The sequence below is a fragment of the Leifsonia sp. RCC_180 genome (assembly GCF_058138205.1).
This window is the reverse complement of sequence record NZ_CP200340.1, coordinates 2,748,450-2,773,775: the sequence shown is the minus strand read 5'-3', so window position 1 is coordinate 2,773,775 and position 25,326 is coordinate 2,748,450. Positions and strand designations below refer to the sequence as shown.

The window sequence follows — 25,326 nt, the reverse complement described above, 5'->3', positions numbered from 1 at the left end:
CCGACCCGCCCCTTCCGATCCGCGTGGTTACGCGTTCTCGCGGTTCGCGTTACGTCGGCGGACGATCATCACGCCACCGAGCGCGATGACCAGCAGCGCGATGCCACCGATCGTGAGCGCCAGCTGGGCGTTGGATCCCGTGAACGGCAGCTCAGGACTGACCTGCTGAGTGTTGTCGATCGTGAGCTCGACGGCCGGGGTGCCCCCGGCTGTCTTCACCAGTACTGCGGTGAGCGCCGCGGCGCCGGTCGGCAGGACGAAGCCGTTCGGGGCCACGATCTCCTTGACCACATAGCAGCGCGCCTGGAAGTCGTGTCCAGCGACGGTCGTGTTGGACACGGTTCCGTCAGCCGCCACGGTCTTCTCGGTGTCGCCGACCCACAGGCCCGGAATAGCAAGCTTTCCCGAGTTGTCCGAGGTAGCGATGAACGGGTTGCCCGTGGCGGGGTCGGTGACCTGGGTCAGACCCGTGATGTCAGCCGTGCAGCCCTGATCCGTGGTGCCCATGTAGATCTCGAACTGCGCACCGAAGAGGCCGTCGCTCGCGTTCTTGGCGTTGACCTTCTTGATGTTGACGTCGCCCCACCGGGTGGTGACCGTGGTGGACGGGGAACCGTCAGGACCGTTCGGGGTGCCGGACAGGTCGAAGTCGTTGAGATTGACCGAGGCCTGGTTGTCGATCTCGCCCGGGGCGTTGACGGTGGCCCGGAAGCCGATGACCACGTTCTGTCCGGCCTGCAGCTTGGCGAGCCCCGCTGCGGTGAAGGTCACGGTCAGCTTCTGACCGGCCCAGACCGGGGTGAAGTCGGTGCCGGAGACCAGCGCCGTCCCGCCCAGGGTGACGGTGACGGGACTTCCGGTCGCCGGAGTCAGCTTGGCATCCAGCGTGTCGGTCATGACCAGCTTGTCGTAGGTCTGGCCGGTCGCCAGTGCCGGAACCAGCTGTGTGACCGTGTAGTCCACAGGGGCGCCCAGCAGCCCACCGTTCGTGGGCTGGTCGACCACGTTCTTGACCGGGCCCTGCGCGGTCGTGTTCTTCGGGTACACGTTCACGTCGTAGACCCAGTCGCCGTCGCCTACTTTGTGGTTCTTGGGCGTCGGCAGCGTGATGATGAACGGCGCCGCCTTCTCCACCACGTTCGACGGAGCCGAGACCTCGCGCACGAAGTACGCGCCGAGCGGCAGCTTGCCAGACGATGCCGTACCGGTAGCATCCGTGGCCGTGAGTAGGGTGCACTGGCCCAGCGGATGTGAGCCTACGAACTGGCCGGCCACCGCCGCCAGCTTCTGTGCCGAGGTGACCGCGTTGATCGCATCCCAACCGGTGTTGGTGCCATCCAGCAGGTTGATGTCAGTGATCGGGCAATACTCGAACACGACTCCCTCGATTGGCTTCGTGGTAGGGAGCTTGCCGGTACCGTCAGGGGTCCCGTCACCGTCACCCAAGTTCTCGAACTTGTGGACGATGATCGAGCCCTGCTGAGCGGTATCGATCGAGGCCGCATTCGCCGCGGTAGCGGCGCCCACGACGCCCACCACACCCAGCGACAACACCGCCCCGGCAGCCAGGACAGCGCGTCCTCGACGCCATGTGATTGCAGACATTACAGTTTTCTTTCCTTTCCGACCCGGCACGAGATGTACTGGGAAGTCGATCTGAGGGGACGTGTGAGCCGTCGCGGAGTGCGTCGACATCACGAGCCCTCAGGCATTCCGGCGGTCCGGCGGCGGCGAAGCAGTTGCCAGCCGGCCAGAGCGAGCACCGAGGCCAGCAACCCGCCACCGGCGAAGGTGAGGGCATCCGTGCCCAACCCGCCCGTGAGTGGGATCACCGGAACCGGCAGCTGTTTATTCACCACGTCCGGCAGATTCAGCGTGACCGTGGCCGTCGCGACAGTGATCGCGATCGGTGTGGGGTTCAGCTTGAAGCCAACCGGAGCGCGGGTCTCCACCAACTGGTACGTGCCCGGACCAAGATTCGTCAGCCGGAACAGCCCACCCAACGGGTCGATATCCGCACCCGTGCACGACGCCGCGGACGCCGCCACACAATCCGTCACTGCAACCGATGCACCGGTCGGCTTGCCTGCCCCATCCACCGGCGTGAAGCTCCACTCCGCACCCGTGAGCACATTCTTCGCAGTCGTCGCGTCGACCTTGTGCCACAGCACATCCGAAACCACCACCGGCACGGTCACCCTGCAGCGTGAGTCGGTTGAGCCCGCTGTGCAAACGTCGGTCCCGGGGTTGTTGGATACCACTGTGTTCACCAGCGAGTGGTCGCCGCTGTCCGGGCTTCTCACCGTCACGGAGTAGGTGATAGTCGCCGTGTTTCCGGGGGCACCGGCCAGCGGTCCTGCCCAGGACAGGGTCGGCGCCGTGTACGACACCGTCCCGCTAGTTGCTGTTGCATCACCGTTGTAGGTGGCGTCCTTCAGTACATCCGTCAGGTCGTCGGTGAAGTTCGCGTTGTTGTAGGCCTGACGTCCAAAGTTGGTGATCTCGATCGTGTAGGTGATTTTGTCCCCGGGTCGAGCAGATTGGACGGACGCGGTCTTCTGCATGATGAGCGCACACTGGTTCGGGTCCGACAGGTTGGGGGTCACGGTGAACCGGGTCGTCCCCGTGGTGTTCCCACCCGGCGCATCAGTCCCCGCGGGCGAGGTGGTCACCGCGTTCGCGGTGTTCGACAACGTCAGCGGCGCCGCGGTATCACAGGCCACGGGTGGGGCCGTGGTCTGGAAGCACATCTCCGGCGGCAGACCTGACCAGCTGATCGCCACCTGACCAGATGTCGCACCGGTCGGGTCGTTCACCCCGTTCACGACCACCGTCGCCGTGATCGAGGTCACCGTCTTGGGGATCGAGGCCAAGGACAGCGTCCCGCCCGCAGCAAGGGTGACGCCGTTGAACCCGGCGATGACGTTGTTGTTCTGATCCCTCAAGGTCACCGTCGAGTTGGTGTAGGTCCCGGCGACCAGCCCCGGAATGGACAACGTGCCCCACCCCGTGAACCCCGCCGATCCGGACCCGCAGTACGAGCTCAACGGCGTCACGGTCATTGTCGTCGGCCCCGACACACCCAGACACCCTCCGCCATTCAGGGCGTTGAAGAATCCGATCTGGTGGCCGTCGCCATCCGCGACGAGACAGTTCGGCGCGAACGCCGATGCAGGTCGCACCGTGTAGTTCTTCACGTTCGAAGGCCTGGTGAACCCCGTGCAGGGGAGGTTGGTGCTGAAATCGAAGCACCCGACCCCGTCGCTGGCGTACGGAAGGTACACCTTTGTGCCGAAGGTGAAGGAGTCGCCCGACAGACCTGCGGTCACTCCGAATTTGGGGTCGGTGTACGGGTTCGCGACTGCGGCGCCCGTGGTCAGGTCCCAGCATCCGTACGGCGCGGCTCGCTCGCTGTCGGCGATCAAGCAGACGCCCGTGACCGCACCCGTCGTGCTGAGGATCGGGACAGGGGACCCCTGTTGCGTGAACGCTCCGTCACGCGAGGCGACCTTGGGGAAGCCGGGACACACCGCAGGACCGGGTTTGACGCAGTACAACTTCTGAGTGGTCGAATTGGCTGGGCGGCCCTGTGCGAAGAAGTAACCGCCCAACGTGACGCCCTGCGGCGCATAGATCGCCGGCCCTCCCGCATCGAGGGGGGTATTGCCGCACGAGGTACGGGTAGCGGCATCGAAGCACAGCATCTGGTTGTCGCCATCGACGAAGTCGAAGATGTTGGTCCCGCTGACCGGGATCCCGGAACCGCCGATCAGGTATCCCGGATTGGTGACCGTACTCAATTGCGTGAACCCACAGCTCTTCAGCGTGGACAGGTCCAGGCACATGATGCCGACCGGATAGCGCCCAGCCATGGCGGTATTCAACTGCACCTGCCACAACAGCGTGTTGCCGTACAGGAAGGTGCCATTGTCGTTGGCCGTCTGCGCGCTGTACGCACCGGTACCGATCGCGGCACCGGTGGTGGTGGACACGTACGTGTTGTTCGCCGGCCATCCCGGGCAGACACCGCCGGTCGTGATAACCGCGCAGAACACTGTCTGCTGGGACGCGTCGTGGTGGAACACCGCATACACGCGCAGGCCGTCCGCGGAGACGACTGCGTTGTAGCCATCCCCACCCGCGTTGCTCACCGTCTGCGACACCGGGCTGGGGATCTTGACCGACAACTGCTGCGTGCCCTGCGGCACCAGGGTCCCGCGGAATCCCACGCCGTTCGCGTTCGCCGGAGGTGTTCCCGCCACCCAGGTCGATCCCCCGTCGGTCGAGTACTGCGGCGACAACGTCCCCACCGCGTCCTGATTGGGCGGCAGTTGCAGCGACCCGGGAACATACGCCCCGGCGCTCGTCAGCACATCCTTCAGATCGACCGACGCGGGCGCGCTGGTGTTGTTCTGGTAGTTCGCCACCCACTTCAGCGTGTCGCCCGGTTTGGCTGTGCCTGTCTTCGCACCGCCGGGCGCATCGGAGGACGCCGCCGCCGAACCGTTCACCGTGTTCGTCGCCGTCTTGTAGATCGTCGACACGGCGGTCGTTGAGGCGTTGGAGAAGTACTGGGGCAGGACGGACGTGCCCACCAGGGCACCTAGCGCCAGGACCCCGGCCGACAGCGCGGCAAGCCGCCAGCGACGAGCTCGCGCAACGCTGTAGGAGACCATCATCGGGGAACACCTCCCCGCATCGGGATGTTCGTTTCCCACGGCAGTGCCGTGCTGATCTGGTTCATTTCGGGTCCTCGGTGAGCAACTCGTGTCGCGAGGCAGCACCCGGGGCTAGGTCAGGCGCAAACGCGAACAGTGGTCCTTATGGCCAATCGGCCGTTATTAATAAGGACGGGTATCCAAGTCGTTCATTACGCCGCTTTCCACAGAAGAGTGAATCGAGGATTCTCGTCGTGCCTCGCGACCGTTAAACACAAAAAGCGGCTGAACCCCGGAAAACCGGGACTCAGCCGCTCTTGTTCGTCGTGGGTGCTTTTCACAATCTGGAGACCATGCGGCGACTGGGCAGTTTGAGAACATCCTGCGCGGTATTCCAGGCTAAGGCTCCGGAAATTCCGCGGCGCCTCGCGATCCCAGCGCTGGCGCGGATCTCTGGGGCGTCAGCTCTACTGCTGAGCGGCCTGCTCCTGTGCCCACCAGCGGAAAATCCGCGCACCGAGGTAGCCGGCGAACGTGACCGGCCTTGCCGCTTGAACTTCCGCGGCCGTGCCCGTCACGTTCATCGACGTCGACTCGAGGGAGTACATCTCCGTGCGCAACCGGTCGTAGGCGAACTCGACTGAGGCGACTTGTTTCCCGGCGCTCCAGCAGTGGATTGACGCCGATTCATCGGCGCGCGCAACGAAGAAGTCCGCCTTTGCGTAGGGAGTGGGGACACATAGCCGCTCATTCACGAGGTAGTCCGCCGGGTCGATCCCTGACGGGTAGCCGTCGAAATCAAGGCTCTGCCCGAGGTAAGTCACTGACACAACTCGCTCCGGATCGAACGTGTCGGAGTGGATAATCGTCTCCGCAGTGTGGAGGGACGTTCCAGAGAAGATTTTTCGAAGCGGGCCGAGCGGCTCATCGTCTTCATCAGGGATTCCCGACATGACAAGATCACCCTTTGCGAACACGACTGACGCAAGGATCCCGGACACCGTGTTCGACAGATTGCTGAACCCGAGAATGTCAACGGTCGCCCCTTCGCCACCGTTCAACTCATCCGTTGGGAGAACCGAGAGAAACGATTCTCTCCACGAAGGGGCGAGCATCGCAAGCGCAGCCTTTCCCGCGAACATATCCGTCGTGGCATGGGCGACTTTCCCGATCGCCTCCTGCACGGTCGGGACAGTCGACACGCCAACAGATTGGAGATAGGTCCTTAGTGCGCTGTCCGAGGTAACTACCAGCGCGGCACCGTACTGATTGAGTCCATGTAGAGCGTGCCGTGCGACAACAGCGTCAGCAGCCCCGGTGGTCGTCGTCCCTTTCCGCGTCGCGGGCGGGGTCGAATTGATCTGGTCGAGCACAGCGTCCTTCCACCACTCATCTGGGGTGTTCTCCACACTGGCTCCAGTCGGGCGAAAAGCGTCGGTCAGCTTCTGGAACACGGTGTCCGCGTCCTTCCATGCCGCCACGGTCGCGGCACCTTCCTCCCCAACTGCGAGTGAAAGCGCGGGCTGATTCACCGACTCAAGCTGCGCTGTCATATGCGCGGCCAGTTCCCGGACCACGACGTCCGGGATTACCACCCGAGTACTCGATGCACTCAGTTTTGCGATCGCGTCGATGTCTTTCTGGGTGCACAGACCCCCTCCGAATGCGTTCGTGTCCACTACGACGTAACGATGGCCGGCTTCCGCATCCACATCCGCAATCTAGCGAATGAGCTGGCCGGCCACTACGGTCCGTTGGACCTCCCGCTCCACGACGACAACAAGCCGCAACGCTGACCCGATCGCACCTAAGCCGCCACAACCAGCACTCTTGGCGTGTCGGTCCAATCGGATCTACCCCCAGAATCGAGCTTATGTTCCAAACATAGGTTCGAGTCCTGAGGTAGCCATAACCACCGCTCACGCCTCGGAAATCGACTCCGTCTGGACCGAAGAGGGTCGGCCCATCCGGCTCGTGTGGCGAGGCGATCGATTCCCGGTCACTGACACGCCAACGCTGCTTCGAGAGCCCTTTGACCACGACGCGTTGACCCGCTCTGCTCAACGAAGCGTCGGTTGGTGGTTCCACGGTCGCAACGTCCGCGACGGCGATATCCGAGTGTTCGACGCACACCAGGTCGCCGGCGCGCGCTGGGAACTCACCGGCGTGTGCGAGTGAGCAAGAAGCGGTACGAACTTGCCAGACCCGAGCTTGCGGCGGAGAGGGAAGCACAAGATCGTCGACCGAAGCCAGCCGGTCTTCCAGACGGTCTGGTTCGCCGCACTGGCAGGCGGCAAGACGAACAACGGCCCGTCCGAGTTCGGGCGATGGTCCCGGTGCGCGTCGCCTACGCCGATGCCATTGAGGTCGATGCGAACGTGATCGCCTCCACTCCCGGAGGCCCCGTTCTGATCCGGTTCACGCCCGCTGGCGAGCGTTTCGAAGCGTACATATGGCTCTGGTCGAACGCAGTACGCCGAATCGGTCATCCACCGAAATAGACTCGACACTCTCAAGTAGCCACGCGACTCGCGCTTGCCGAACAAAGCTGCACTACGCGATGCGCCACCTTCGGAGTTGATCGATTTTCGCTCTGATAGTCATGCGAAGGATCCCGATTGGTTACAGTTTGGGTTACTGTTGCCGCATGGGTAGAGGACAATGACAGAAACCAGGGTCGTATATCCGTCCAGTCCGCTTCGGGTTTTGAGTTGCGAGCTTCGCTTCAACTATCAGCCCGTCTTCAACAGCCGCGAGATTCGCGACGAGTTCGCTGAGGTCCTTAGAGATCAATTTCCTGTCCGCGCTGAGGAGAAGGCTCCGAACAGCGATGACGCCTCAGATCCGCTTCCGCAGATTCGGGTTTCGAGAGAAGACGCTGGGGTGAGCGTGTCCCTCAATGCTCGCTCGCTTGCGATCCTCGTCTCGGGCGCCGCGTACGGGGGCCTGTCGGACTTCGTACCGAAGTTCAAAGCAGTATTTGAGGCCGCAAGCTCCCTGGCCACCGACACCCGAGTGGAGCGAATCGGCCTGCGCTACCTCAATGAGGTTCGCCTCCCCGTAAGGGACGTGACAACGGGGGCGTGGACGCCGTGGATAAGTGATTCGCTGATGGCGCCAGCACGGATCCTCAACGACAGCGATGCTCTTGGTATGAACAACCACGTCTTCTTCGATGCGCCTGACCGTGTCAGAGTTGGTCTGCACTACGCGGATGTACGAGGAGCATCTGTTATCGCGCCGGAGATTCCCGTCCGGCTTTCGCCGACGGGCGCTGACGACGACTTCTTCATTCTCGACATCGATTCGAGTTGGAGCCCCGAAGGACCCACCCGAATGGGTGTCGAACAGGTAGTAGACACCCTCTGGAAGCTGCATCTACCATCCAAGAACATCTTCGAATCGAGCATCACGGACCCCGCTCGAGCCGAGTTTTTGAAGGGGGGACAATGAGCCCGAAAACGCTGTCCCGTGACGACGTGACCACTGAATGGATCGCGCCCAATTACGCCGCGCCCGAAATCTGGGCAAGCAACACGACGCTGCTCCCCGTCGAAGAGTACTTCCGACACAGTATCGACCAGGTAGTACTTAGGGCGGGCGCTCCGAACGCTCGCCGACAGGGAATGCTGCACGCTGTGTCTGAGGACGCAGTCAAGGCGTTCGATGAAGGATTCAGGCGCTACACCCGACTCTCTGAAAAGGAACTGCTAGCAATTCTCACCCAGTCATTTGGCATGACTTGGGTTTCGATTTCACGAGCGCTTGGCGTGAGCGTGCCTGCGGTTCGGAAGTGGCGACTCGATGGCAATGCCTCCACCGACAACCACCAAGGACTTGCGGAGCTCGTTGCTTTTCTCGATGCGGCAAAGGCAGCTGGTGTCTCTGACCCAGCCCGCTGGTTCTCGACGCCCATGCTGGCGGAATACGAGATCACTCCCCTCACGATCTTCACCCAGCTGACCCCACAACAAAGTCTGGGCCTGCTACACACAGATCGTGTCATTGAAGTGATAGACGACGCGCTCCCGAGTTGGCGTGAAGACTTCGCCACGGATTTCGAGGTGGTCACCGAAGATGACGGCGAACAGTGGCTGAGGCACAAGTCTTAGATGGATCAGCTTGCTGCTGCCCTTGGACCAACTGAGCTGTATGACTATCGGGAGGGCGACACTGAATCGGGTCGCCCTCCCGTCTATTTTCCACACTTCCAAGCGGACGTCTTCGAGGGAGTAGAGCTACCAGGCGTCGCGCAAGATGAAGAACGACTGGCAATGCTGTTCATGCATCCCTGCACAATGCGAGAAGGTACGAAAATTCGCGCAGTCGTCACTGCCGTCGAGGTGAGAAAGCACCCGGACGGCTCCGTGGTGAAGCGGCCCGAAAGGTGGGATAGCTGGTACAAGGGAATGCCCCTCCCCGACCTCAGATGCAACGGCACGCCATACTCGGCAAACTTCATGAGCCTCGCTTCTGGGTCCTCAGCCAGCTTCGACCGCTCGAAGCGGATCGCTATCCTCAGCGTGGCTGGACGAGTTCGGTTCCAACAACGCATCATCTACCACCTCACGCGGTACGCCCCCGACATCACTTCGCTGGAAGGTTCGACCCGCAACGTCGAGTTCGAACTCGAGCTTCAGACCGAGTGGCTGACCGGCGCGTTTGAAGGAACTGTGCCGTCCGAGGACGAAGTTGTGACGTCGGAGGGCGAGTTCGGCGCGTACCTGGAGGAACCGCCTTCGTTCCAGGAACTCAACGACGGGGTTCCAGTCCCTTCCGGGGCAACGCGACGAGACATCCTGAACAAAGGCGGCAAGTCGCAGCTCTTTGCCGAGTTGGCCAGCAGATAAGCACCCAGATTGCGCAGCGGCGACGGCCGCGCCACCCGCCTAGCCAGAGCTAACACCCAAAGACACTTCTCACCCGCAAGGCAGAGCGCTTCGGCCTGCCCGAAAAGTGGAACCTACCCGTTCCGAGCTGAGCCAACACGGTCATCGGAGCGAATCGCTCCCGAAATGCGAAGGGCCGGGTCGACATTTTCTGTCGATCCGGCCCCTCTTCGTTCGTCCGAACGGATTTCGAGTTCCCTATCCGGGGAATCTGAAACCCACCCTTCGTTCGTGCGCGAGGGGGGACTTGAACCCCCACGCCCTTACGGGCACTGGCACCTGAAGCCAGCGCGTCTGCCAATTCCGCCACTCGCGCGAACCCAGGAACTCTAACACGGAGCCCGGATCGTCCACCAATCGGGACATCCCCCGGAGGGCTGATCTTCACCGGATAGCCAGTGGCTTTCCCAGGGTTCCGACTAACATGCATGTAGTCATCGAGCCGGAAGCGGGAGACTGTGGGCATTCTGGACAACTTCGAGCGGGGGCTCGAGCGCGCCGTCAATGGCGCGTTCGCGAAGACCTTCCGTTCCGGGCTGCAGCCGGTCGAGCTCACCAGCGCGCTCCGCAAAGAGCTCGACACCAAGGCGGCCGTGGTCGCGCGCGACCGCGTGCTGGCGCCGAACCGCTTCGTGCTCCGCATGGCGACGGCCGACTACACGCGGATGCGGTCGATGGGCGCTGCCCTCACCGATGAGCTGATCGACTTCGTCCAGAAGCACGCGGCGGCCCAGCACTACCAGTTCGCGGGTGGCATCTCGATCGATCTCGAAGAGAGCACGGATCTCTCCGTCGGGATGTTGGAGGTCGAATCCGAGAACGTGAAGGGCGACGTCGCCTGGACTCCGGTGCTCGACATCAACGGCACGCACTACCCACTCACGCACTCCCGTACGGTCGTCGGTCGCGGCGCCGACGCAGACATCACGGTCGACGACACGGGGATCTCTCGCCGGCACGTGATGATCACGTGGGACGGCCACCGAGCCCAGGTCGAAGACCTCGGGTCCACCAACGGGACGAAGCTGGACGGGGAGCCACTGCGCAAGGCGATCCTGGAGCCGGAGTCCGTCGTCAGCCTCGGCCGCACGCGCATCGTCTTCCGCGTCCTTCCGCAGGCGGCCCCATCCCCCCGCGGCCGCGCGGATGACGCCACCCGCCGTCATGATGCCGGCGGCTTCTGGAGTCCCTCGTGAACCCGAGCGAGCTGACGCTGCTGGTGCTGCGGTTCGGCTTCCTCCTCGTGCTGTGGCTGTTCGTCTTCGGGATCGTCTACGCGCTCCGCACCGACCTGTTCGGCCAGCGCGTCCGCAAGCTGCCCGAGTCGCAGGCGGCCGCATCGCCGTTCCCCGCTGCGGCGAGCGCCCCAGCCCCTGCACCCGCTCCCGTCGGAGCTGCGGGCATCGCACCCGCGGGCCCGACCGAGCCCGTCATGAAGGCGGCCCCCGTCTCCACCCTTCCCTCCGGTGCCAACCGCGCTGGCGGCCACACCAACGCGAGCGTGCAGAGCGCCCGCCGTCTAGTGATCACCTCCGGCGCACGGGCCGGCACGGAGCTTCCCCTCGGCCGCGACCCGATCACCATCGGCCGCTCCGGCGAGTCCAACCTCGTCATCCGCGACGACTACACCTCCACCCACCATGCCCGCCTGCTCCTCTGGAACGACGAGTGGATGATCCAGGACCTCGACTCGACCAACGGCACGTTCCTCGACGGCCGCCGCGTCACCGTCCCGACCCAGGTCCCGCTCGACACGCCGATCAAGATCGGCACGACGACGTTCGAGCTGCGGCGGTAATCCGTGGCGGCGAACAAGGCGGCGGCCATCTCCCACGTCGGGAAGATCCGCTCCAACAACCAGGACTCGGGTTATGCGGGGCGTGATCTGTTCGTGGTCGCCGACGGGATGGGCGGCCATGCGGGCGGCGACGTCGCCTCCGCGATCGCCGTGACGCGCATCCGCGAGGCCGACCACCAGTACGAGTCCGCCGCGGAGGCCGAGTTCGCCCTGCAGTCTGCGCTCATCGCCGCGAACTCGCTGCTGGCCGAGACGGTGTTCGAGCATTCCGAACTGACCGGGATGGGCACCACGGTGAGCGCGATGGTGCGCGTCGGCGACCAGATCGCGTTCGCTCACATCGGCGACTCCCGCATCTATCTGTTCCGCGACGGCGAGCTCAAACAGGTCACCACCGACCACACGTTCGTGCAGCGCCTCGTCGACAGCGGCCGCATCACCGAGGAGGAGGCGATGGTCCATCCTCGCCGCTCGGTGCTCATGCGGGTGCTGGGGGATGTGGATGCGTCCCCCGAGATCGACACCTGGACGCTAGACACCCGGCCCGGCGACCGCTGGCTGATCTGCTCGGACGGCCTGAGCGGCGTGGTGAAGCACGACGACATGCTCGCGGCCCTCGCATCCAAGGACGGCCCGAAGCAGGTGGCCGACCGCCTGCTGAAGCTCAGCCTCGACGCTGGAGCGCCGGACAACGTGACGGCCGTGATCGTCGACATCGCGGACACCGCTCGGGGCGACGTCCTCAAGGAGCCGATCACGGTCGGGTCCGCCGCCTCGCCCCTGCAGTTCGGCTCCGAGCCCAAGCCGACCACGCGCGCCGCGCGCCTCCCGGGCCTGCGATTGCATCCCATCCGGCCGGCCACCGGTCCCACCCACTTCGAGCCGCAGTCCGAGGACTACCTCGACGAGCTGATCGAGGAGGATGCGCGCCGCGTCCGCCGGCGACGTCTCACCTGGCTGATCGGTTTCATCGCGCTGGTGATCGCGATCGTCCTGGCCATCTTCTTCGGCTACCAGTGGACGCAATCCCGCTACTACGTCGGGATGTCGCCCGAGGGCAACGTGGCGATCTACCAGGGCGTGCAGCAGGGCATCGGACCGATCGGCCTGTCGCATCTGTATCAGGACTCGAACGTGAAGGTGGACGACCTCCCCGCGTACGACAAACAGCAGGTGGAGCAGACCATCAACGCCGACAACCTTCAGGCGGCGAAGACGATCGTGGAGCAGTTAAGCGATGCCGGCAGACAGTAGAACCGGCACGCGCGAGCAGCCGAAGCCGCCCCGGACCGCCACCGGGCCGGTGAAACGGTTACGCCTGCCGGCCAAGCTGCGCAACCGCGAGCTGTTCCTCCTGATCATCGCGTGCGGGATCAACGCGGCCGCGGTCGTGCTGGTGCAGCTCGGCGCGCTCGGCCACGTCGACCTCACGCTCGTCTACCTCGGCGCCGGTCTCTCCGCCCTCGTGCTCGGCATGCACATCGCCTTGCGCTTTGTGGCACCACAGGCCGACCCGTTCCTCCTCCCGATCGCAACGCTGCTCACCGGAATCGGCATCGCCGAGATCTACCGCATCGATATCCACTACAAGGACGCGGGCTGGGACAGCGCCGGCGTCAAGCAGATCGTGTGGAGCGCGATCGCGATCATCTGCGCGATCCTCGTCGTGGTGCTCATCCGCAACCACCGCATCCTGCAGCGCTACACCTACCTGTTCGGCTTCGCGGCGCTGATCCTGCTGCTGCTTCCCATGCTCCCGGGCATCGGCCGCGAGATCAACGGCGCGCGGGTGTGGATCGGGATCGGGCCGTTCAGTTTCCAGCCGGGCGAGATCGCCAAGCTGTGCCTCGCGATCTTCTTCGCCGGTTACCTGGTGCAGGCGCGCGACTCCCTCTCCATGGTGGGTAAGAAGATCCTGGGAATACGGTTCCCGCGCGCCCGCGATCTGGGGCCCATCCTGATCGTGTGGCTGCTGTCGATGGCCGTCATCGTCTTCCAGCGCGACCTCGGCACCGGTCTCCTGATCTTCGGCCTGTTCCTCGTCATGCTCTATGTCGCCACGTCGCGCATCAGCTGGGTGGTTCTCGGGGTCTTGCTCGTGGTCGGCGGCGCGGTGATAGCCAGCCAAGTGCTTCCCTACGTCCACGACCGGTTCGCCAACTGGCTGACTCCGTTCACTCAGGGCCGCTACGACGCGGAGCTCGGCGGCAGCTACCAACTCGTCCAGGGGCTCTTCGGCCTGGCGCACGGCGGGCTGATCGGTACCGGGCTCGGCCAGGGCCAGCCGTGGATCACCCCGATCTCGCAGAGCGACTACATCATCGCGAGCATCGGCGAAGAGCTGGGACTGGCCGGCCTGTTCGCCGTGTTCGCGCTGTACCTGATCTTCGTCGCGCGCGGCCTCCGCATCGGCTTCGCCGGCCAGGACGACTTCGGCAAGCTCCTCGCGGTGGGACTGTCATTCACCGTGGCGCTGCAGTGCTTCATCGTCATCGGCGGTGTCACTCGCGTCATCCCGCTCACCGGCCTGACGACCCCGTTCCTGGCGGCGGGCGGCTCGTCGCTGGTCGCCAACTGGATCATCGTGGCGCTGCTGCTGCGACTGTCCGACACCGTCCGCAATCAACCCCGGCTGGTGGTGAGCTGACATGAACCGTGAGATCAAACGCGTGAGTACGATCGTGCTCGCCATGTTCCTGGCGCTCCTGGTATCAACGACCATCCTGCAGGTGTTCCAGGCGGATTCGCTCAACGCGGATGCCCGCAACACCCGTGCGCTCAACGACAGCTACCAGGCTCAGCGTGGCGCGATCCTTGTCGCAGGGCAGCCGATCGCCCAGTCCGTGCCGTCGCAGGACGTCTACAAGTGGCAGCGCGTCTACAGCAACGGCCCCCTCTACTCCGCAGTCACCGGGTTCTTCCCGATCAACGGCGAGCCGACCGGACTCGAGGGAGCCCTCAACGCCAAGCTGAGCGGCTCGTCGAACTCGCAGTTCTTCGACCGCATCAACGCCGTCCTCACCGGCAAGAGCCCGCAGGGCGCCACGGTCGAGACGACCATCGACCCCGTCGCGCAGCAGGCGGCGTGGGATGCGCTGGGCGACAAGCAGGGCGCCGTCGTCCTCCTGCAGCCCAAGACCGGGAAGATCCTGGCCATGGTGTCGAAGCCGAACTACGACCCGAACACGCTGGCTGGACACGACGGCAAGGCCGTCGAATCCACGTACCAGCAGCTGCTCGACGCTCCAGGCGACCCGCTCATCAACCGCGCCATCGGCGGTGACCTCAATCCGCCCGGATCGACGTTCAAGCCGGTCATGAGCGCCACGGCGTTCGGCACCGGTCAGTACACGAAGGACAGCCAGCTGCCCAACCCGGCCTCGCTCCCTCTGCCCGACTCCCCAACCGTCGTGAAGAACGACTCGCTGACGACCTGTGGCCCTGGGGCGACCGTGTCGATCGCGACGGCGCAGATCCTGTCATGCAACATCCCGTTCGCCGAGCTCGGGATGCAGCTGAAGCCCGAGGTCATCAAGGATCAGGCCGACAAATTCGGCTTCAACCAGCCGCTGAGCATCCCGATCCCGGTCGAGAAGAGCGTCTACCCGCTCTACCCGGTCGCAGCGGAGCGTGCCCTCGGCTCGTTCGGGCAGAAGGACGACCGCGCGACGCCGCTTCAGATGGCGATGGTCTCCGCAGCGATCGCCAACGGCGGCACGCTCATGACGCCCAACCTGGTCGACTCCATCCGGTCCGCCGACCTGCAGACCGTCGAGGCCTTCCAGGCCAAGGAGTTCTCCCGCCCGCTGAGCCAGGCGAACGCCGACACCATCAAGCAGATGATGGTGGACGGCGTCGATCACGGCGTAGCGAGCAATGCAAGAATAGGTGGGGTTCAGGTCGGCGGTAAGACGGGCACGGCGCAGAACGGGAATGACGATCCCTACACGCTGTGGTTCACCGGTTTCGCGCCGGCGAACGACCCGGAGTTCGCTGTGGCGGTTGTTGTCGAAAATGGCGGTGGACAGGGTCAGAGCGGCACGGGTAACTCCATCGCTGCTCCGATCGCGAGGAAAGTACTAGAGGCGGTGCTGAATAAATGAGACCCACAGCAGGGCTCACCTTCGGGGGACGATACGAGCTGCAGTCGCGGATCGCGATCGGCGGCATGGGCGAGGTGTGGCAGGCCACTGACCTCGTCATCGGTCGTACCGTCGCCATCAAGATCCTGAAGGACGAGTACCTCGGCGACCCGGGCTTCCTCGAGCGGTTCCGTGCGGAGGCCCGTCACGCCGCACTCGTGAACCACGAAGGCATCGCGAACGTCTACGACTACGGCGAGGAGGACGGCAGTGCCTTCCTGGTCATGGAGCTCGTGCCCGGCGAGGCGCTGTCGAGCATCCTGGAGCGGGAGCACGTCCTCAGCACCGACCGCACCCTCGACATCGTCGCGCAGACCGCCGCGGCCCTGCACGCCGCGCACGCCGCCGGTCTCGTCCACCGTGACATCAAGCCGGGCAACCTGCTGATCACGCCGGACGGCCGCGTCAAGATCACCGACTTCGGCATCGCCCGCATCGCCGACCAGGTGCCACTGACCGCGACCGGCCAGGTCATGGGCACGGTGCAGTACCTCTCGCCCGAGCAGGCCTCGGGTCACCCCGCGTCCCCGACCACGGACATCTACTCGCTCGGGATCGTGGCGTACGAGTGCCTGGCGGGCCGTCGGCCCTTCACGGGCGAGTCGCAGGTCGCGATCGCGATGGCCCAGATCAACGAGGCGCCGCCGGAGCTTCCGGCGACCGTCGCCGAGCCGGTGCGCAACCTCGTCTTCGCGTGTATCGCCAAGAACCCGGCCGACCGTCCCGCCTCGGCCGCCCACCTGGCTCGTGCCGCGCAGGCTCTGCGACGCGGTGACCTCCGCGCCGCAGCAGCCGCCGTTCCCGCCATCCTCGGCGCCGCAGCGGCGACCGACGCGGCCACTGTGCTCATGCAGTCGCCGGCGGCCCAGCCCACGCAGGCCACGACCGTGCTTCCCGCGACCGCCGTCGCACCGGTGCTCGACGAGGATGCGGCCCCGGTGGAGGAGCGCAAGCGCAGCCGCTGGACCTGGCCGCTGATCGCCCTCATCGCCCTCCTCGCCCTGGTGCTGATCGGCACGATCATCACGCTCGTGGTGCAGCCGAAGGTGGCACCCAGCTCGTCGCCGTCGCCGTCGCAGACCCAGTCGACGCCCACCTCCCCCAAGCCGTCGCCCACACCGACCAGCAACACCGTGCAGATCACCGAGAGCGACTTCCTCGGCCTCACTGCCGACCAGGCCCGCGACAAGTTGCAGCAGGTCGGAATGGTCGCCGACGTCTCGCAGGGCAACGCCGCGACGACCCAGGATCAGGCCAACAAGGTCTACTCGGTGAACCCGACGGGTCCGGTTCCGAAGGGATCGACGGTATCCGTGAAGGTCTACGGTCCGGTGGCGCCCATCCCGACCCCCACCGACGCGGTGTCGGCGACGCCCGATTCCGGTCAGGGCACGCCGAACTCGCAGATCAGCGTGAGTTTCGGTTCGGCGACCTGCCCGGCGGGGCAGAACCTGGTCGGCCGACGGCTGTACATCAACGGCCAGCCGCAGACCCCGGTCAACGACACCAAGATGGTGTGGTCGCCGAGCGCCCCGGGCACCTACCAGCTGACGTACACGATCTTCTGCGGGGAGTCGGTCGAGTCCGGCCAGTCGCCCGCCCTGGCCTACCAGGTGGTCTCGTCGACGTCCACGCCTGCGCCCGGTGCCGGTGGAGGCAACGGCGGAGGCGGCGGCGGCGGTGGCAACGGCTGAGACCGGTAGCGAAGGCAACCGGGGAATTATCCAGAATCGCCCCGCTACACTAACCGGAGTCAGCACCGAGAAGGAGTCCGCATTGAGCCCAGATAGCCGCCTGCTCGCAGGCCGATATCAGGTGGGCGAACTCATCGGTCGAGGCGGAATGTCCGATGTTCACCGCGGCACCGACACCCGGCTAGGGCGCACCGTCGCCATCAAACTGCTGAAGCCGTCGCTGGCGACCGACCCCGCGTTCCGCACCCGCTTCCGCCAGGAGGCGCAGGCCGCCGCCCGAATGACGCACCCGACCATCGTGCGCGTCTTCGACGCCGGCGAAGAGACGGTGCGCGAGCCGGACGGTCACGAGGCACAGCTCCCCTTCATCATCATGGAGCACGTCGACGGCGTCCTCCTGAAAGACCTGATCAAGAAGGGTCCCCTGGAGGTCACGGAGGCGGTGCGGATCATCGAGGGCATCCTCACCGCGCTCGAGTATTCACATCGCGCCGGCGTCGTGCACCGCGACATCAAGCCGGGCAACGTGATGATCACCAAAGCCGGCCAGGTCAAGGTGATGGACTTCGGGATCGCCCGTGCGATCAGCGACTCGTCCGCCACGGTCGCCCAGACCACCGCGGTGCTCGGCACCGCGAGCTACTTCTCGCCGGAGCAGGCGAAGGGCGAGTCCGTCGACGCCCGCACCGATCTCTACTCCACCGGCGTCGTGCTCTTCGAGATGCTCACCGGCCGGCCGCCGTTCCGCGGCGACACCCCGGTCGCGATCGCGTACCAGCACGTCAGTGAGACGGCCGTCGCTCCCAGCACGGTCAACCCCAAAGTCTCCCCCGCGATGGATGTTGTCGTCGCCCGCGCCATGACGAAGGACCGGTTCGAGCGCTACCAGACGGTGGCCGAGTTCCGTGCCGACCTCGAAGAGGCCGCGGCGGGGCGCGTGCCGAAGCGCAAGCACGAGGACGAGCTCGCCGAGACGCTGTTCGGTGCACCGCCGAGCTCCGTGTCCGGGCCGGAGGCCGCCTTCCGCCAGCTGGCCGAGGATCAGACGATGAGGCGGACGCAGCGGCGCCCACCCGTCATCTGGATCTGGGCCGGTATCGCGATCATGGCGGTCGTCATCGTTGCTGTGCTCGCCTGGGTTCTGCGGCTCGCACCGAGCACGACGATGCCTGACACCTCCCGCAAGGTCCCCAACCTGTCAGGCCAGGTCCTCGATAAGGCCACCGCGCAGCTCGACGACATGAAGCTGAAGTGGGTGCAGACGACGGAGTCGAGTCCGACCTACGCACAGGGACAGGTGATCCGCACAGATCCCGGAGCAGGCATCGTGGTCGCCACCGGCGACACGATCACGGTCTACGTCTCCACCGGCAAGAAGACCGTCTCAGTGCCGGATGTGCACAACATGACCGTGGATGCGGCCACCCAAGCCCTGCAGCAGGCGGGGCTCACCGTGGGTCCGACCACCTCGGAGAACTCGCCGAGTGTCCCCGCGAACGTCGTCATCACCACCGATCCGGCCCCGAATGCATCTGCGCACGAGGGGGATGCCATCGGCCTCCACGTCTCGAGCGGCAAGGTGACTCTCACCGACCTCACCGGGCAGACGATTCAGGCGGCCACGGGCATCCTGACGCAGCTGGGCCTCACCGGCAATCCGAAACCGGATCCGTCCTGTCCGCAAGACAAGGGCGCGACGATGGTGCACACCCAGTCGGTGGCCCCGGGCGATGTGCCTCAGGGGACAGCCGTCGATTTGACGTACTGCTCCGGCTGACAGACCTTTCCGGCCGACCTCAGCCCAGCTTCACCAGCGGATTGAGCGAGCGGGCCGCCTCGGCGGCTCCCGCCAGACCGGCGACCTCGAGCCAGTTGCCGAGCATCCGGTAACCCCCCTCGGTCAACACCGACTCCGGGTGGAACTGGACGCCGTAAATCGGGGCATCGCGGTGCTGCAGCGCCATGATGACGCCGCCAGAGGTCCGTGCCGTCACGGTGAGGTCGTCCGGCATCGTGCCGTCGACCACGGCCAGCGAGTGGTACCGCGTGGCGGTGAACGGCTGCGCCACCCCGTCGAAGAGCGGGCTGTCGTCGTGGGTGACCTGCGACGTCTTGCCGTGCATCAGCTCTTCTGCGTTCGTGACCACCCCGCCGAAGGCTTCCGCGATCGCCTGGTGACCTAGGCACACGCCGAGCAGCGGCTGTCCGGTGCGCAGCGCCTGCTCGACGGCCGGGATGGATACCCCGGCGTCGGACGGCTTTCCCGGACCCGGGGAGACCAGCACCGCGTCGTACTCCGCGAGTTTCGCCGGCAGGTCCGCACGCTCGACGTCGTCGTTTCGCACCACGTCGGTTTCGGCGCCGAGCTCGCGCAGGTAGCCGTTCAGCGTGTAGACGAAGCTGTCGTAGTTGTCGATGACGAGTACGCGGGTCACGTACCCACGGTACCTTCCTGCGGCCCGAGGAGTGAATCCACCCAAGGGAACACCCAGGTCACCAGGGCGAACAGCACGACGACCACCAGCAGCAGCACGATGAGCAGGCGCACCCACCACGGCCCGGGAAGAACCCGCCACAACGCTCCGTACACGGTCAGCCTCCCTGCCCGACCGCGGCAGCGATCTCACTCGGAACATCCTGCGGTGGCGCGAACGATTGGAAGGCGTTGTAGGCGATGAGTCGCTCACCGGCATGGAAAGGCGGGTTGCAGGTGGTGATCGTCATCAGTCGCTCGACCGGCTGAGCACCGGGGTGGCGCGGAACCGGCAGCAGCACTCCCACGGCCGATGGCTGCACGAACTCGAAGTTGCGGAACGTGTACGTGTACCAGCCGTCCTTGGTCTGCACATAAATCCGGTCGCCGATATGCAGCTTCGACAGGTCGATGAACGTGTTACCCCATCCCGAGTCGTGGCCGGCGACGGCGAAGTTGCCGACCTGTCCTGGCAGCTGCGTGTCGATATAGTGACCGACGCCGGCCGTATAGCTGTTGAGGACCCGCTCCGTGTCGACGGTCTGCCGGATCGTGCGCTTCCAGTCCGCGCCGAGTCTCGGGATGTAGACGACGGCGAATGCCTCATAGGGGGCGGGCTTCGCGATCACGGGCGGATCGACCTGGGCCGTCTGCGTGTCCGGTGCAGGCTTCGGCGCCTTCAGGGCGTCGTCGATCCACTTCTGGCTCTGCTGCGCAGCCGCACTGGACTGCTGCCCCGAGGTGACGAGGTTGTTCCACCAGATCTGCCAGCCGAGGAAGAGCAGGACGAGGACGCCGGCGGTGATCAGCAGCTCGCCCAGGACACCGAGCACCGAGGTACGGCGATGGGGCCGTCGGGTGCGGGCTCTGGGCGTGGTCATGGTGCAGATTCTAGGGACGCACGCTGTGAAACGACACGGCTGTCCACAGGCCTCCCCCGTTCGGGGGCGTCAGGAACCTCGGGGCCTTCACCGCTACACTGTGGTGCTATGGCACGTAGCAAGTCGAAGACGAAACCCGAGCGACCCGCCCGCGCTGAGCGCAGCATCGCGGCCTCGGGAGAAGAGGCGCCGAACCCGGTGTGGTTCAAGCCGATCATGTTCGGCTTCATGCTGCTCGGGCTGATCTGGATCATCGTCTTCTACGTGAGCCAGAACCAGTACCCCATCCCCGCCCTCGGCGCCTGGAACATCCTCGTCGGCTTCGGCATCGCGTTCGTCGGCTTCCTCATGACGACGCGCTGGCGGTAACGCCCCTCCGCTCACTACACAGACCCGGGCCAGCAGCTGCTGGGTCGGGTTTGGTGTTTTCCACAGCTATCCACAGGCGCCCTGTGAGCAGTTGCCGCGCGTTTGCGCGCGGTTTCCCCAGTGTTAATAAGCCTGTGGAGAGTTACAGGCGTGTAATTCCCCACAGTGTTAATAAGCCTGTGGATAACTTTATCCACCCGCTGTGGGGAACTCAGGGAGAACTACACGAAGAAGTGGATGAGGCTGAGCGCCACGAAGATCACGCACAACAGCACCAGCAACGGCAGCTGCCAGCGGCGGCGCTGCTGCTGACGCGTCTCGACGAAGATCAGCCCCACCAGCAGGCCGCCGACCAGGCCTCCGACGTGCGCCTGCCACGCGATGTTGAACCCCGGGAGGAAGCCGATGCCGAGGTTGATCGCCAGCAGCACCAGCATCTGGGTCGCACTGCCCCCGAGTCGTCGCTGGATGATGAAGAAGGCACCGAAGAGACCGAAGATCGCACCCGACGCGCCGACGACCGGCACCACGGGCGAAGCGATGAGGAGCACGCCAAGCGAGCCGGCGAATCCACTGATGAGGAATAGGGCCAGATAGCGGGCACGACCGAGCAGCGGTTCGAGTGCGGAACCGAACACCCACAGCGTGTACATGTTCAGCAGCAGATGCAGGATGTTGGCGTGGGCGAAGATGCTCGTGACCATGCGCCACGGTTCGAACGCTCCGGAGATCGCCGCCGGATACGAATAGGCACCCGCATAACGCAGGGCGTTCGTGACCTGCAGACCGAGTAGATCGCCCAGCGTCTGGACGACGAAGACGACCACGCAGACGCCGATGATCGCGTACGTCACGACCGGGGCGCCTGACCCCGTGAACCGGGTCAGCCAGGCCGGTTTGGTGCGGGGATGCGCCGCGCGCTGCTTCGCCATGCACTCCGGACAGATGACTCCGACCGCAGCCGGAGTCTGACAGTCACCGCAGATCGTCCGCCCGCACCGCTGACAGAGCACATAGCTCTCGCGATCGGGGTGACGGTAACAGTAGTTCGCGCGGGCGTCGACGGGCTGAGTCATGTTGCGAGCTCGCCCGTCCTTCCTCAGACCTGCTCGATGTCGATGGACTCGATGACGACGTCGTCGAGAGGCCGGTCGCGGGCGTCCGTCGGAAGCTCGGCCAGCTTGTCGACGATCTTGCGCGATGCGTCGTCGGCGACCTCGCCGAAGATCGTGTGCTTGCCCTGGAGCCAGGTGGTCGGCCCGACCGTGATGAAGAACTGCGAACCGTTAGTGCCGCGACCGCCCTGGATTCCGGCATTCGCCATCGCGAGGATGTACGGCTGCGTGAAGTCGAGTTCCGGGTTGATCTCGTCGTCGAACTGGTAGCCCGGTCCGCCGACGCCCTGACCGAGCGGGTCGCCGCCCTGGATCATGAAGCCCGGGATGATGCGGTGGAAGACAACACCGTTGTAGAGCGGAGCGTTCGTCTTCTCACCCGTGGCGGGGTGCGTCCACTCGATCTCGCCCGTCGCCAGCCCGACGAAGTTCCTGACCGTCTTCGGCGCATGGTTGCCGAAGAGGTTGACCTTGATGTCTCCGTAGTTAGTGTGGAGCGTGGCGACAGCGGTGTGCTTAGACATGGCACCAATTCTTGCACAGCGCGTATAAGGAACTTCGGTGGTCTCGAGAGCTCTCGGGCCATCCCCAGCCCTTTCGGTGGCAAGATGGAGTCGTCGTCACCCCGATGCAACGGAGGAACAGATGAGCCTGACACGCAAGCGCCAGAAGGAGCTCAAGCGACTGCGCAGCGGAGCCGAGGACCTGTGGACCCAACAGCAGGATGTGCTGGCGAACGCCAACGCCCTCGCTGCGGAGGCCCGCAAACAGGCGGCCTACTACACGCGTGAGGAACTCGGCCCCCGCGTCCGTGACGGCTACGACCAGTACGTCCGTCCGGCCGCCCAGACGGCCAAGGCGACCGCCGGCCGCTATGCAGGCCAGGCGCGTGAGCGCGTGGTCGGCGATGTCATTCCGGCCGTGGGCACGGTGGTCGGCACCGCACTGTCGGTGGTCGACCACGCCCGTGCCGCTCGTTCAGCAGCGTTCGCGGGCGACTTCAAGAAGGCGACCAAGGAGCTGACCAAGAAGGCGCCGGTCGCGAAGCAGAAGTCCGGTCCGGGCGCGGGTGGTGTCATCGCCATCGGGCTTGGCATCATCGCCGCCGTCGGTCTGCTCTACGCCGTCTGGCAGACGTTCCGCGCCGATGACGAGCTGTGGGTGGCGGACGAGGAGCCCACGACGCCGACGACGCCTGCCACGTCTCCGGCCGACCCACTGCCGTAACTCTCGGGGTCTTTTCGGGGGTTACCCCGATGGTGCGGCCGCGCGGGCGCTGCGACGCTGGTGAGCATGAACACTCTCCTACGCCCCCGTGACGGTCGCATCCTCGCCGGTGTCTGCGCCGGGCTCGCTCAACGGTTCGGGCTGAAGCCGTGGACGGTACGCATCCTGTTCCTGCTGTCCTGCCTGCTGCCGGGCCCGCAGTTCATCGCCTACGTGGTGATGTGGATCATCATCCCGGGCGAACAGCAGCGACCAGTGACCGCCTAGTCGGCCAGTCCGGCCATCCTGAGCGCGATGTCGACGAGTTCGACCCGGCGCTTCGGGATGTTCGCGAGCGGAAACCAGGCAGCCTCGTCGGTGGTGCCCTCGAGTTCGTTCGTAAGCGTGCCGCCGACGACCGTGGCGCGATAGACGATCCTCAGCGCGTGCAGCGGCCCCGCGTCAGGTACGAATCTGTGCTCGGCCGGGATGACCTTGGAGTCGATCCCGAGCAGTTCGCCCGCCTCGCCGAGGTAGCCGGTCTCTTCCGCGATCTCGCGGACCACCGCATCGGCCGGGTCCTCGCCCGGGTCGATGCCGCCGCCCGGCAGGGTCCACCCGGAGCGTCCGCTCTCATTCCAGTGAGCCAGCAGGATGCGGTCGCCGTCTGTGATGACTGCGTACGCAGCCACTCTGATGTCCACCGCCTCACCCTACTGCGGATGGCCCTGTGAGAGTCCCCGTGCGGATGTCGGAGGTCGGGGGCAGACTAGGGGGTGATGCCCGAACTTCCGGAAGTCACCGCTCTCGCCGCCGACCTCGATGGTCGGCTGAAGAGTCGTGTCATCGAGCGCCTCAGTATCGTGGCGTTCTCGGCCTTGAAGACCTTCGATCCTCCGGTGGATGCGCTCCACGGGCTGACGATCGCCGGCGTCACCCGCCACGGAAAGTTCCTCGACATCAGCGCCGGCGATCTCCACCTGGTGGTGCACCTGGCGAGAGCGGGCTGGATCCGCTGGCGTGACACTCCCCCGCCTCCGCCCAACGGACGGCTGGGCAAAGGACCTCTCGCCGCTCGCCTGGTGCTCGACGACGGTTCGGGACTAGACATCACCGAGGCGGGGACCAAGAAGAGCCTCGCGATCTACGTCGTGCACGACCCGGCCGACGTTCCGGGCATCGCCCGCCTCGGCCCCGATCCGCTCGATGCCGGGTTCACCGAGGAGGCGTTCGCGGCCATCCTGGCGGGTCAGGGCCGAGCGCAGATCAAGGGCGTGCTGCGCAGCCAGTCCCTCATCGCCGGGATCGGCAACGCGTACTCCGACGAGATCCTGCACGTCGCCAAGATGTCCCCGTACAAGCCGGCGAACATGCCCGCGGCGGACGTCTCGCGCCTCTACGACGCGATGCAGTCCACGCTCCGGGATGCGCTAGCGCGCGCCGACGGGCTGGCCGCGTCCGAGCTCAAGAGCGAGAAGAAGTCGAACCTTCGTGTGCACGGGCGCACGGGTCAGCCGTGTCCGGTGTGTGGAGACACCATCCGGCAAGTGATCTTCCACGATTCGACGTTCCAGTACTGCCCCACCTGCCAGACCGGAGGCAAACCACTCGCCGACCGGGTGCTCTCCCGGCTGCTCAAGTAGCGGATTCAGCATGCACAGTCGATCTCGCCGACGGGAGCGGTCAGCGGGTCGGCCGCACGCTCCAGCAGTCCGGAGTCGTCGACCACCGGCAGGCCCTCCCGCGCCCAATACTCGAACCCGCCGATCATTTCCTTCACCTCGTAGCCGAGCAGACTGAAGGCGAGGGCCGCGCGGGTCGATCCGTTGCATCCCGGGCCCCAGCAGTACACCACCACCGGGCGGTTGAGCGGGATGACGGCGTGCGCACGCTCGTTGATCTCAGCCGTCGGCAGGTGGATGGCACCCGCAGCTCGACCCTGTAGCCATGCCGCCTCGCCGCGGCTATCGACCAGCACAACGGGTTCGCCGGCATCCAACGCGGCCTTCACATCCGAAGGATCGGTCTCGAAACGCAGCTTGTCAGCGAAGTGGCGGGCGGCCTCGGAGGTCTGTGTCGTCATGGTTCGAGACTAGAAAAT

General features: G+C 65.3%; 24 protein-coding genes and 1 tRNA gene. 14 read left to right on the top strand and 11 right to left on the bottom strand.

Annotated features, from left to right (window positions below; all coding sequences use genetic code 11):
- Positions 1–27: 27 nt before the first annotated feature.
- The 3 genes from AB7E03_RS13630 to AB7E03_RS13620 form a co-directional block, all read right to left on the bottom strand.
- Positions 28–1,605: a SpaH/EbpB family LPXTG-anchored major pilin gene (locus tag AB7E03_RS13630; protein ID WP_489941902.1), complete on the bottom strand. Its 1,578-nt coding sequence runs from the start codon at positions 1,603–1,605 to the stop codon at positions 28–30.
- An 89-nt stretch (positions 1,606–1,694) separates the two neighbouring features.
- Positions 1,695–4,784, bottom strand: coding sequence for a DUF7927 domain-containing protein (locus AB7E03_RS13625; protein ID WP_489941901.1), 3,090 nt, complete (start codon positions 4,782–4,784; stop codon positions 1,695–1,697).
- Between the two features lie 341 nt (positions 4,785–5,125).
- Complete coding sequence (locus AB7E03_RS13620) at positions 5,126–6,370, bottom strand: PIN domain-containing protein (protein ID WP_489941900.1); 1,245 nt, start codon at positions 6,368–6,370, stop codon at positions 5,126–5,128.
- A 949-nt stretch (positions 6,371–7,319) separates the two neighbouring features.
- Between AB7E03_RS13620 and AB7E03_RS13615 the strand changes: the two genes are divergently transcribed.
- Genes AB7E03_RS13615 through AB7E03_RS13605 form a run of 3 tightly spaced genes read left to right on the top strand, consistent with a single transcriptional unit; the run spans position 7,320 to position 9,508 of the window.
- Positions 7,320–8,111 (top strand): TIGR04255 family protein, encoded by a 792-nt coding sequence (locus tag AB7E03_RS13615; RefSeq protein WP_489941899.1) that lies wholly within the window; start codon positions 7,320–7,322, stop codon positions 8,109–8,111.
- Positions 8,108–8,770 carry a hypothetical protein gene (locus AB7E03_RS13610; RefSeq protein ID WP_489941898.1) on the top strand — a complete coding sequence of 221 codons (663 nt, stop codon included), beginning with the start codon at positions 8,108–8,110 and terminating at the stop codon, positions 8,768–8,770. Before AB7E03_RS13615 ends, AB7E03_RS13610 begins: the two co-directional genes overlap by 4 nt.
- A complete protein-coding gene (locus tag AB7E03_RS13605) occupies positions 8,771–9,508 on the top strand; it encodes a hypothetical protein (RefSeq protein ID WP_489941897.1) in 738 nt (245 codons plus the stop codon). It abuts the gene before it with no gap.
- A 271-nt stretch (positions 9,509–9,779) separates the two neighbouring features.
- On the opposite strand, the gene AB7E03_RS13600 is transcribed toward AB7E03_RS13605, so the two are convergent.
- A tRNA-Leu gene (locus AB7E03_RS13600) sits at positions 9,780–9,863 on the bottom strand.
- Positions 9,864–10,005: 142 nt separating this feature from the next.
- On the opposite strand from AB7E03_RS13600, the gene AB7E03_RS13595 reads away from it, so the two are divergent.
- The 7 genes from AB7E03_RS13595 (at position 10,006) to pknB (ending at position 18,958) form a co-directional block, all read left to right on the top strand.
- Positions 10,006–10,743: an FHA domain-containing protein gene (locus AB7E03_RS13595; protein WP_489941896.1), complete on the top strand. Its 738-nt coding sequence runs from the start codon at positions 10,006–10,008 to the stop codon at positions 10,741–10,743.
- Positions 10,740–11,345, top strand: coding sequence for an FHA domain-containing protein FhaB/FipA (locus AB7E03_RS13590; protein ID WP_489941895.1), 606 nt, complete (start codon positions 10,740–10,742; stop codon positions 11,343–11,345). Before AB7E03_RS13595 ends, AB7E03_RS13590 begins: the two co-directional genes overlap by 4 nt.
- A 3-nt stretch (positions 11,346–11,348) precedes the next feature.
- On the top strand, positions 11,349–12,599 hold the full coding sequence (locus tag AB7E03_RS13585; RefSeq protein ID WP_489941894.1) for a PP2C family protein-serine/threonine phosphatase: 1,251 nt from the start codon (positions 11,349–11,351) through the stop codon (positions 12,597–12,599).
- Positions 12,583–13,992: an FtsW/RodA/SpoVE family cell cycle protein gene (locus AB7E03_RS13580; RefSeq protein ID WP_441784278.1), complete on the top strand. Its 1,410-nt coding sequence runs from the start codon at positions 12,583–12,585 to the stop codon at positions 13,990–13,992. The genes AB7E03_RS13585 and AB7E03_RS13580 overlap by 17 nt, the downstream gene beginning before the upstream one ends.
- 1 nt (position 13,993) lies before the next feature.
- Positions 13,994–15,448 (top strand): peptidoglycan D,D-transpeptidase FtsI family protein, encoded by a 1,455-nt coding sequence (locus AB7E03_RS13575; protein WP_489941893.1) that lies wholly within the window; start codon positions 13,994–13,996, stop codon positions 15,446–15,448.
- Positions 15,445–17,181: a serine/threonine protein kinase gene (locus tag AB7E03_RS13570; protein WP_489941892.1), complete on the top strand. Its 1,737-nt coding sequence runs from the start codon at positions 15,445–15,447 to the stop codon at positions 17,179–17,181. Before AB7E03_RS13575 ends, AB7E03_RS13570 begins: the two co-directional genes overlap by 4 nt.
- A gap of 82 nt (positions 17,182–17,263) precedes the next feature.
- Positions 17,264–18,958, top strand: coding sequence for a Stk1 family PASTA domain-containing Ser/Thr kinase (gene pknB, locus AB7E03_RS13565; protein WP_489941891.1), 1,695 nt, complete (start codon positions 17,264–17,266; stop codon positions 18,956–18,958).
- Between the two features lie 19 nt (positions 18,959–18,977).
- Here the strand turns inward: pknB and AB7E03_RS13560 are convergent, their stop codons facing one another.
- The 3 genes from AB7E03_RS13560 to AB7E03_RS13550 are packed head-to-tail and all read right to left on the bottom strand — an operon-like array spanning position 18,978 to position 20,535.
- Positions 18,978–19,616 carry an anthranilate synthase component II gene (locus tag AB7E03_RS13560; RefSeq protein WP_489941890.1) on the bottom strand — a complete coding sequence of 213 codons (639 nt, stop codon included), beginning with the start codon at positions 19,614–19,616 and terminating at the stop codon, positions 18,978–18,980.
- Positions 19,613–19,771: a hypothetical protein gene (locus AB7E03_RS13555; protein WP_441784273.1), complete on the bottom strand. Its 159-nt coding sequence runs from the start codon at positions 19,769–19,771 to the stop codon at positions 19,613–19,615. Before AB7E03_RS13555 ends, AB7E03_RS13560 begins: the two co-directional genes overlap by 4 nt.
- A gap of 2 nt (positions 19,772–19,773) precedes the next feature.
- On the bottom strand, positions 19,774–20,535 hold the full coding sequence (locus tag AB7E03_RS13550) for a class E sortase (protein WP_489941889.1): 762 nt from the start codon (positions 20,533–20,535) through the stop codon (positions 19,774–19,776).
- A 108-nt stretch (positions 20,536–20,643) separates the two neighbouring features.
- Here AB7E03_RS13550 and AB7E03_RS13545 point away from each other — a divergent pair, with 108 nt between their 5' ends.
- Entirely contained in the window at positions 20,644–20,904 is a 261-nt protein-coding gene (locus AB7E03_RS13545; RefSeq protein ID WP_441784271.1) for a cell division protein CrgA, read from the top strand.
- A gap of 221 nt (positions 20,905–21,125) precedes the next feature.
- On the opposite strand, the gene AB7E03_RS13540 is transcribed toward AB7E03_RS13545, so the two are convergent.
- Complete coding sequence (locus tag AB7E03_RS13540) at positions 21,126–21,836, bottom strand: rhomboid family intramembrane serine protease (RefSeq protein ID WP_489941888.1); 711 nt, start codon at positions 21,834–21,836, stop codon at positions 21,126–21,128.
- Between the two features lie 167 nt (positions 21,837–22,003).
- Positions 22,004–22,543, bottom strand: coding sequence for a peptidylprolyl isomerase (locus AB7E03_RS13535; protein ID WP_441784269.1), 540 nt, complete (start codon positions 22,541–22,543; stop codon positions 22,004–22,006).
- Between the two features lie 121 nt (positions 22,544–22,664).
- On the opposite strand from AB7E03_RS13535, the gene AB7E03_RS13530 reads away from it, so the two are divergent.
- Complete coding sequence (locus AB7E03_RS13530; protein WP_441784268.1) at positions 22,665–23,246, top strand: hypothetical protein; 582 nt, start codon at positions 22,665–22,667, stop codon at positions 23,244–23,246.
- Positions 23,247–23,312: 66 nt separating this feature from the next.
- Entirely contained in the window at positions 23,313–23,513 is a 201-nt protein-coding gene (locus AB7E03_RS13525; RefSeq protein WP_489941887.1) for a PspC domain-containing protein, read from the top strand.
- Here AB7E03_RS13525 and AB7E03_RS13520 read toward each other — a convergent pair.
- Positions 23,510–23,929: an NUDIX hydrolase gene (locus tag AB7E03_RS13520; protein ID WP_489941886.1), complete on the bottom strand. Its 420-nt coding sequence runs from the start codon at positions 23,927–23,929 to the stop codon at positions 23,510–23,512. The genes AB7E03_RS13525 and AB7E03_RS13520 overlap by 4 nt on opposite strands.
- 75 nt (positions 23,930–24,004) lie before the next feature.
- On the opposite strand from AB7E03_RS13520, the gene AB7E03_RS13515 reads away from it, so the two are divergent.
- Positions 24,005–24,868, top strand: a complete 864-nt coding sequence (locus AB7E03_RS13515) for an Fpg/Nei family DNA glycosylase (protein ID WP_489941885.1) — start codon at positions 24,005–24,007, stop codon at positions 24,866–24,868.
- Positions 24,869–24,873: 5 nt separating this feature from the next.
- On the opposite strand, the gene AB7E03_RS13510 is transcribed toward AB7E03_RS13515, so the two are convergent.
- The gene (locus AB7E03_RS13510) at positions 24,874–25,308 is read right to left on the bottom strand and encodes a rhodanese-like domain-containing protein (RefSeq protein WP_489941884.1); all 435 of its coding nucleotides are present in this window, start codon (positions 25,306–25,308) and stop codon (positions 24,874–24,876) included.
- Positions 25,309–25,326: the final 18 nt, after the last annotated feature.

Coding starts and splice junctions, on each gene's coding strand:
- AB7E03_RS13545 (WP_441784271.1), top strand. CDS start 20,644: ATGGCACGTAGCAAGTCGAAGACGAAACCCGAGCGACCCGCCCGCGCT.
- AB7E03_RS13570 (WP_489941892.1), top strand. CDS start 15,445: ATGAGACCCACAGCAGGGCTCACCTTCGGGGGACGATACGAGCTGCAG.
- AB7E03_RS13615 (WP_489941899.1), top strand. CDS start 7,320: ATGACAGAAACCAGGGTCGTATATCCGTCCAGTCCGCTTCGGGTTTTG.
- AB7E03_RS13550 (WP_489941889.1), bottom strand. CDS start 20,535: ATGACCACGCCCAGAGCCCGCACCCGACGGCCCCATCGCCGTACCTCG.
- AB7E03_RS13540 (WP_489941888.1), bottom strand. CDS start 21,836: ATGGCGAAGCAGCGCGCGGCGCATCCCCGCACCAAACCGGCCTGGCTG.
- AB7E03_RS13525 (WP_489941887.1), top strand. CDS start 23,313: ATGAACACTCTCCTACGCCCCCGTGACGGTCGCATCCTCGCCGGTGTC.
- AB7E03_RS13575 (WP_489941893.1), top strand. CDS start 13,994: ATGAACCGTGAGATCAAACGCGTGAGTACGATCGTGCTCGCCATGTTC.
- AB7E03_RS13610 (WP_489941898.1), top strand. CDS start 8,108: ATGAGCCCGAAAACGCTGTCCCGTGACGACGTGACCACTGAATGGATC.
- AB7E03_RS13535 (WP_441784269.1), bottom strand. CDS start 22,543: ATGTCTAAGCACACCGCTGTCGCCACGCTCCACACTAACTACGGAGAC.
- AB7E03_RS13630 (WP_489941902.1), bottom strand. CDS start 1,605: ATGTCTGCAATCACATGGCGTCGAGGACGCGCTGTCCTGGCTGCCGGG.
- AB7E03_RS13515 (WP_489941885.1), top strand. CDS start 24,005: ATGCCCGAACTTCCGGAAGTCACCGCTCTCGCCGCCGACCTCGATGGT.
- AB7E03_RS13580 (WP_441784278.1), top strand. CDS start 12,583: ATGCCGGCAGACAGTAGAACCGGCACGCGCGAGCAGCCGAAGCCGCCC.
- AB7E03_RS13530 (WP_441784268.1), top strand. CDS start 22,665: ATGAGCCTGACACGCAAGCGCCAGAAGGAGCTCAAGCGACTGCGCAGC.
- AB7E03_RS13605 (WP_489941897.1), top strand. CDS start 8,771: ATGGATCAGCTTGCTGCTGCCCTTGGACCAACTGAGCTGTATGACTAT.
- AB7E03_RS13510 (WP_489941884.1), bottom strand. CDS start 25,308: ATGACGACACAGACCTCCGAGGCCGCCCGCCACTTCGCTGACAAGCTG.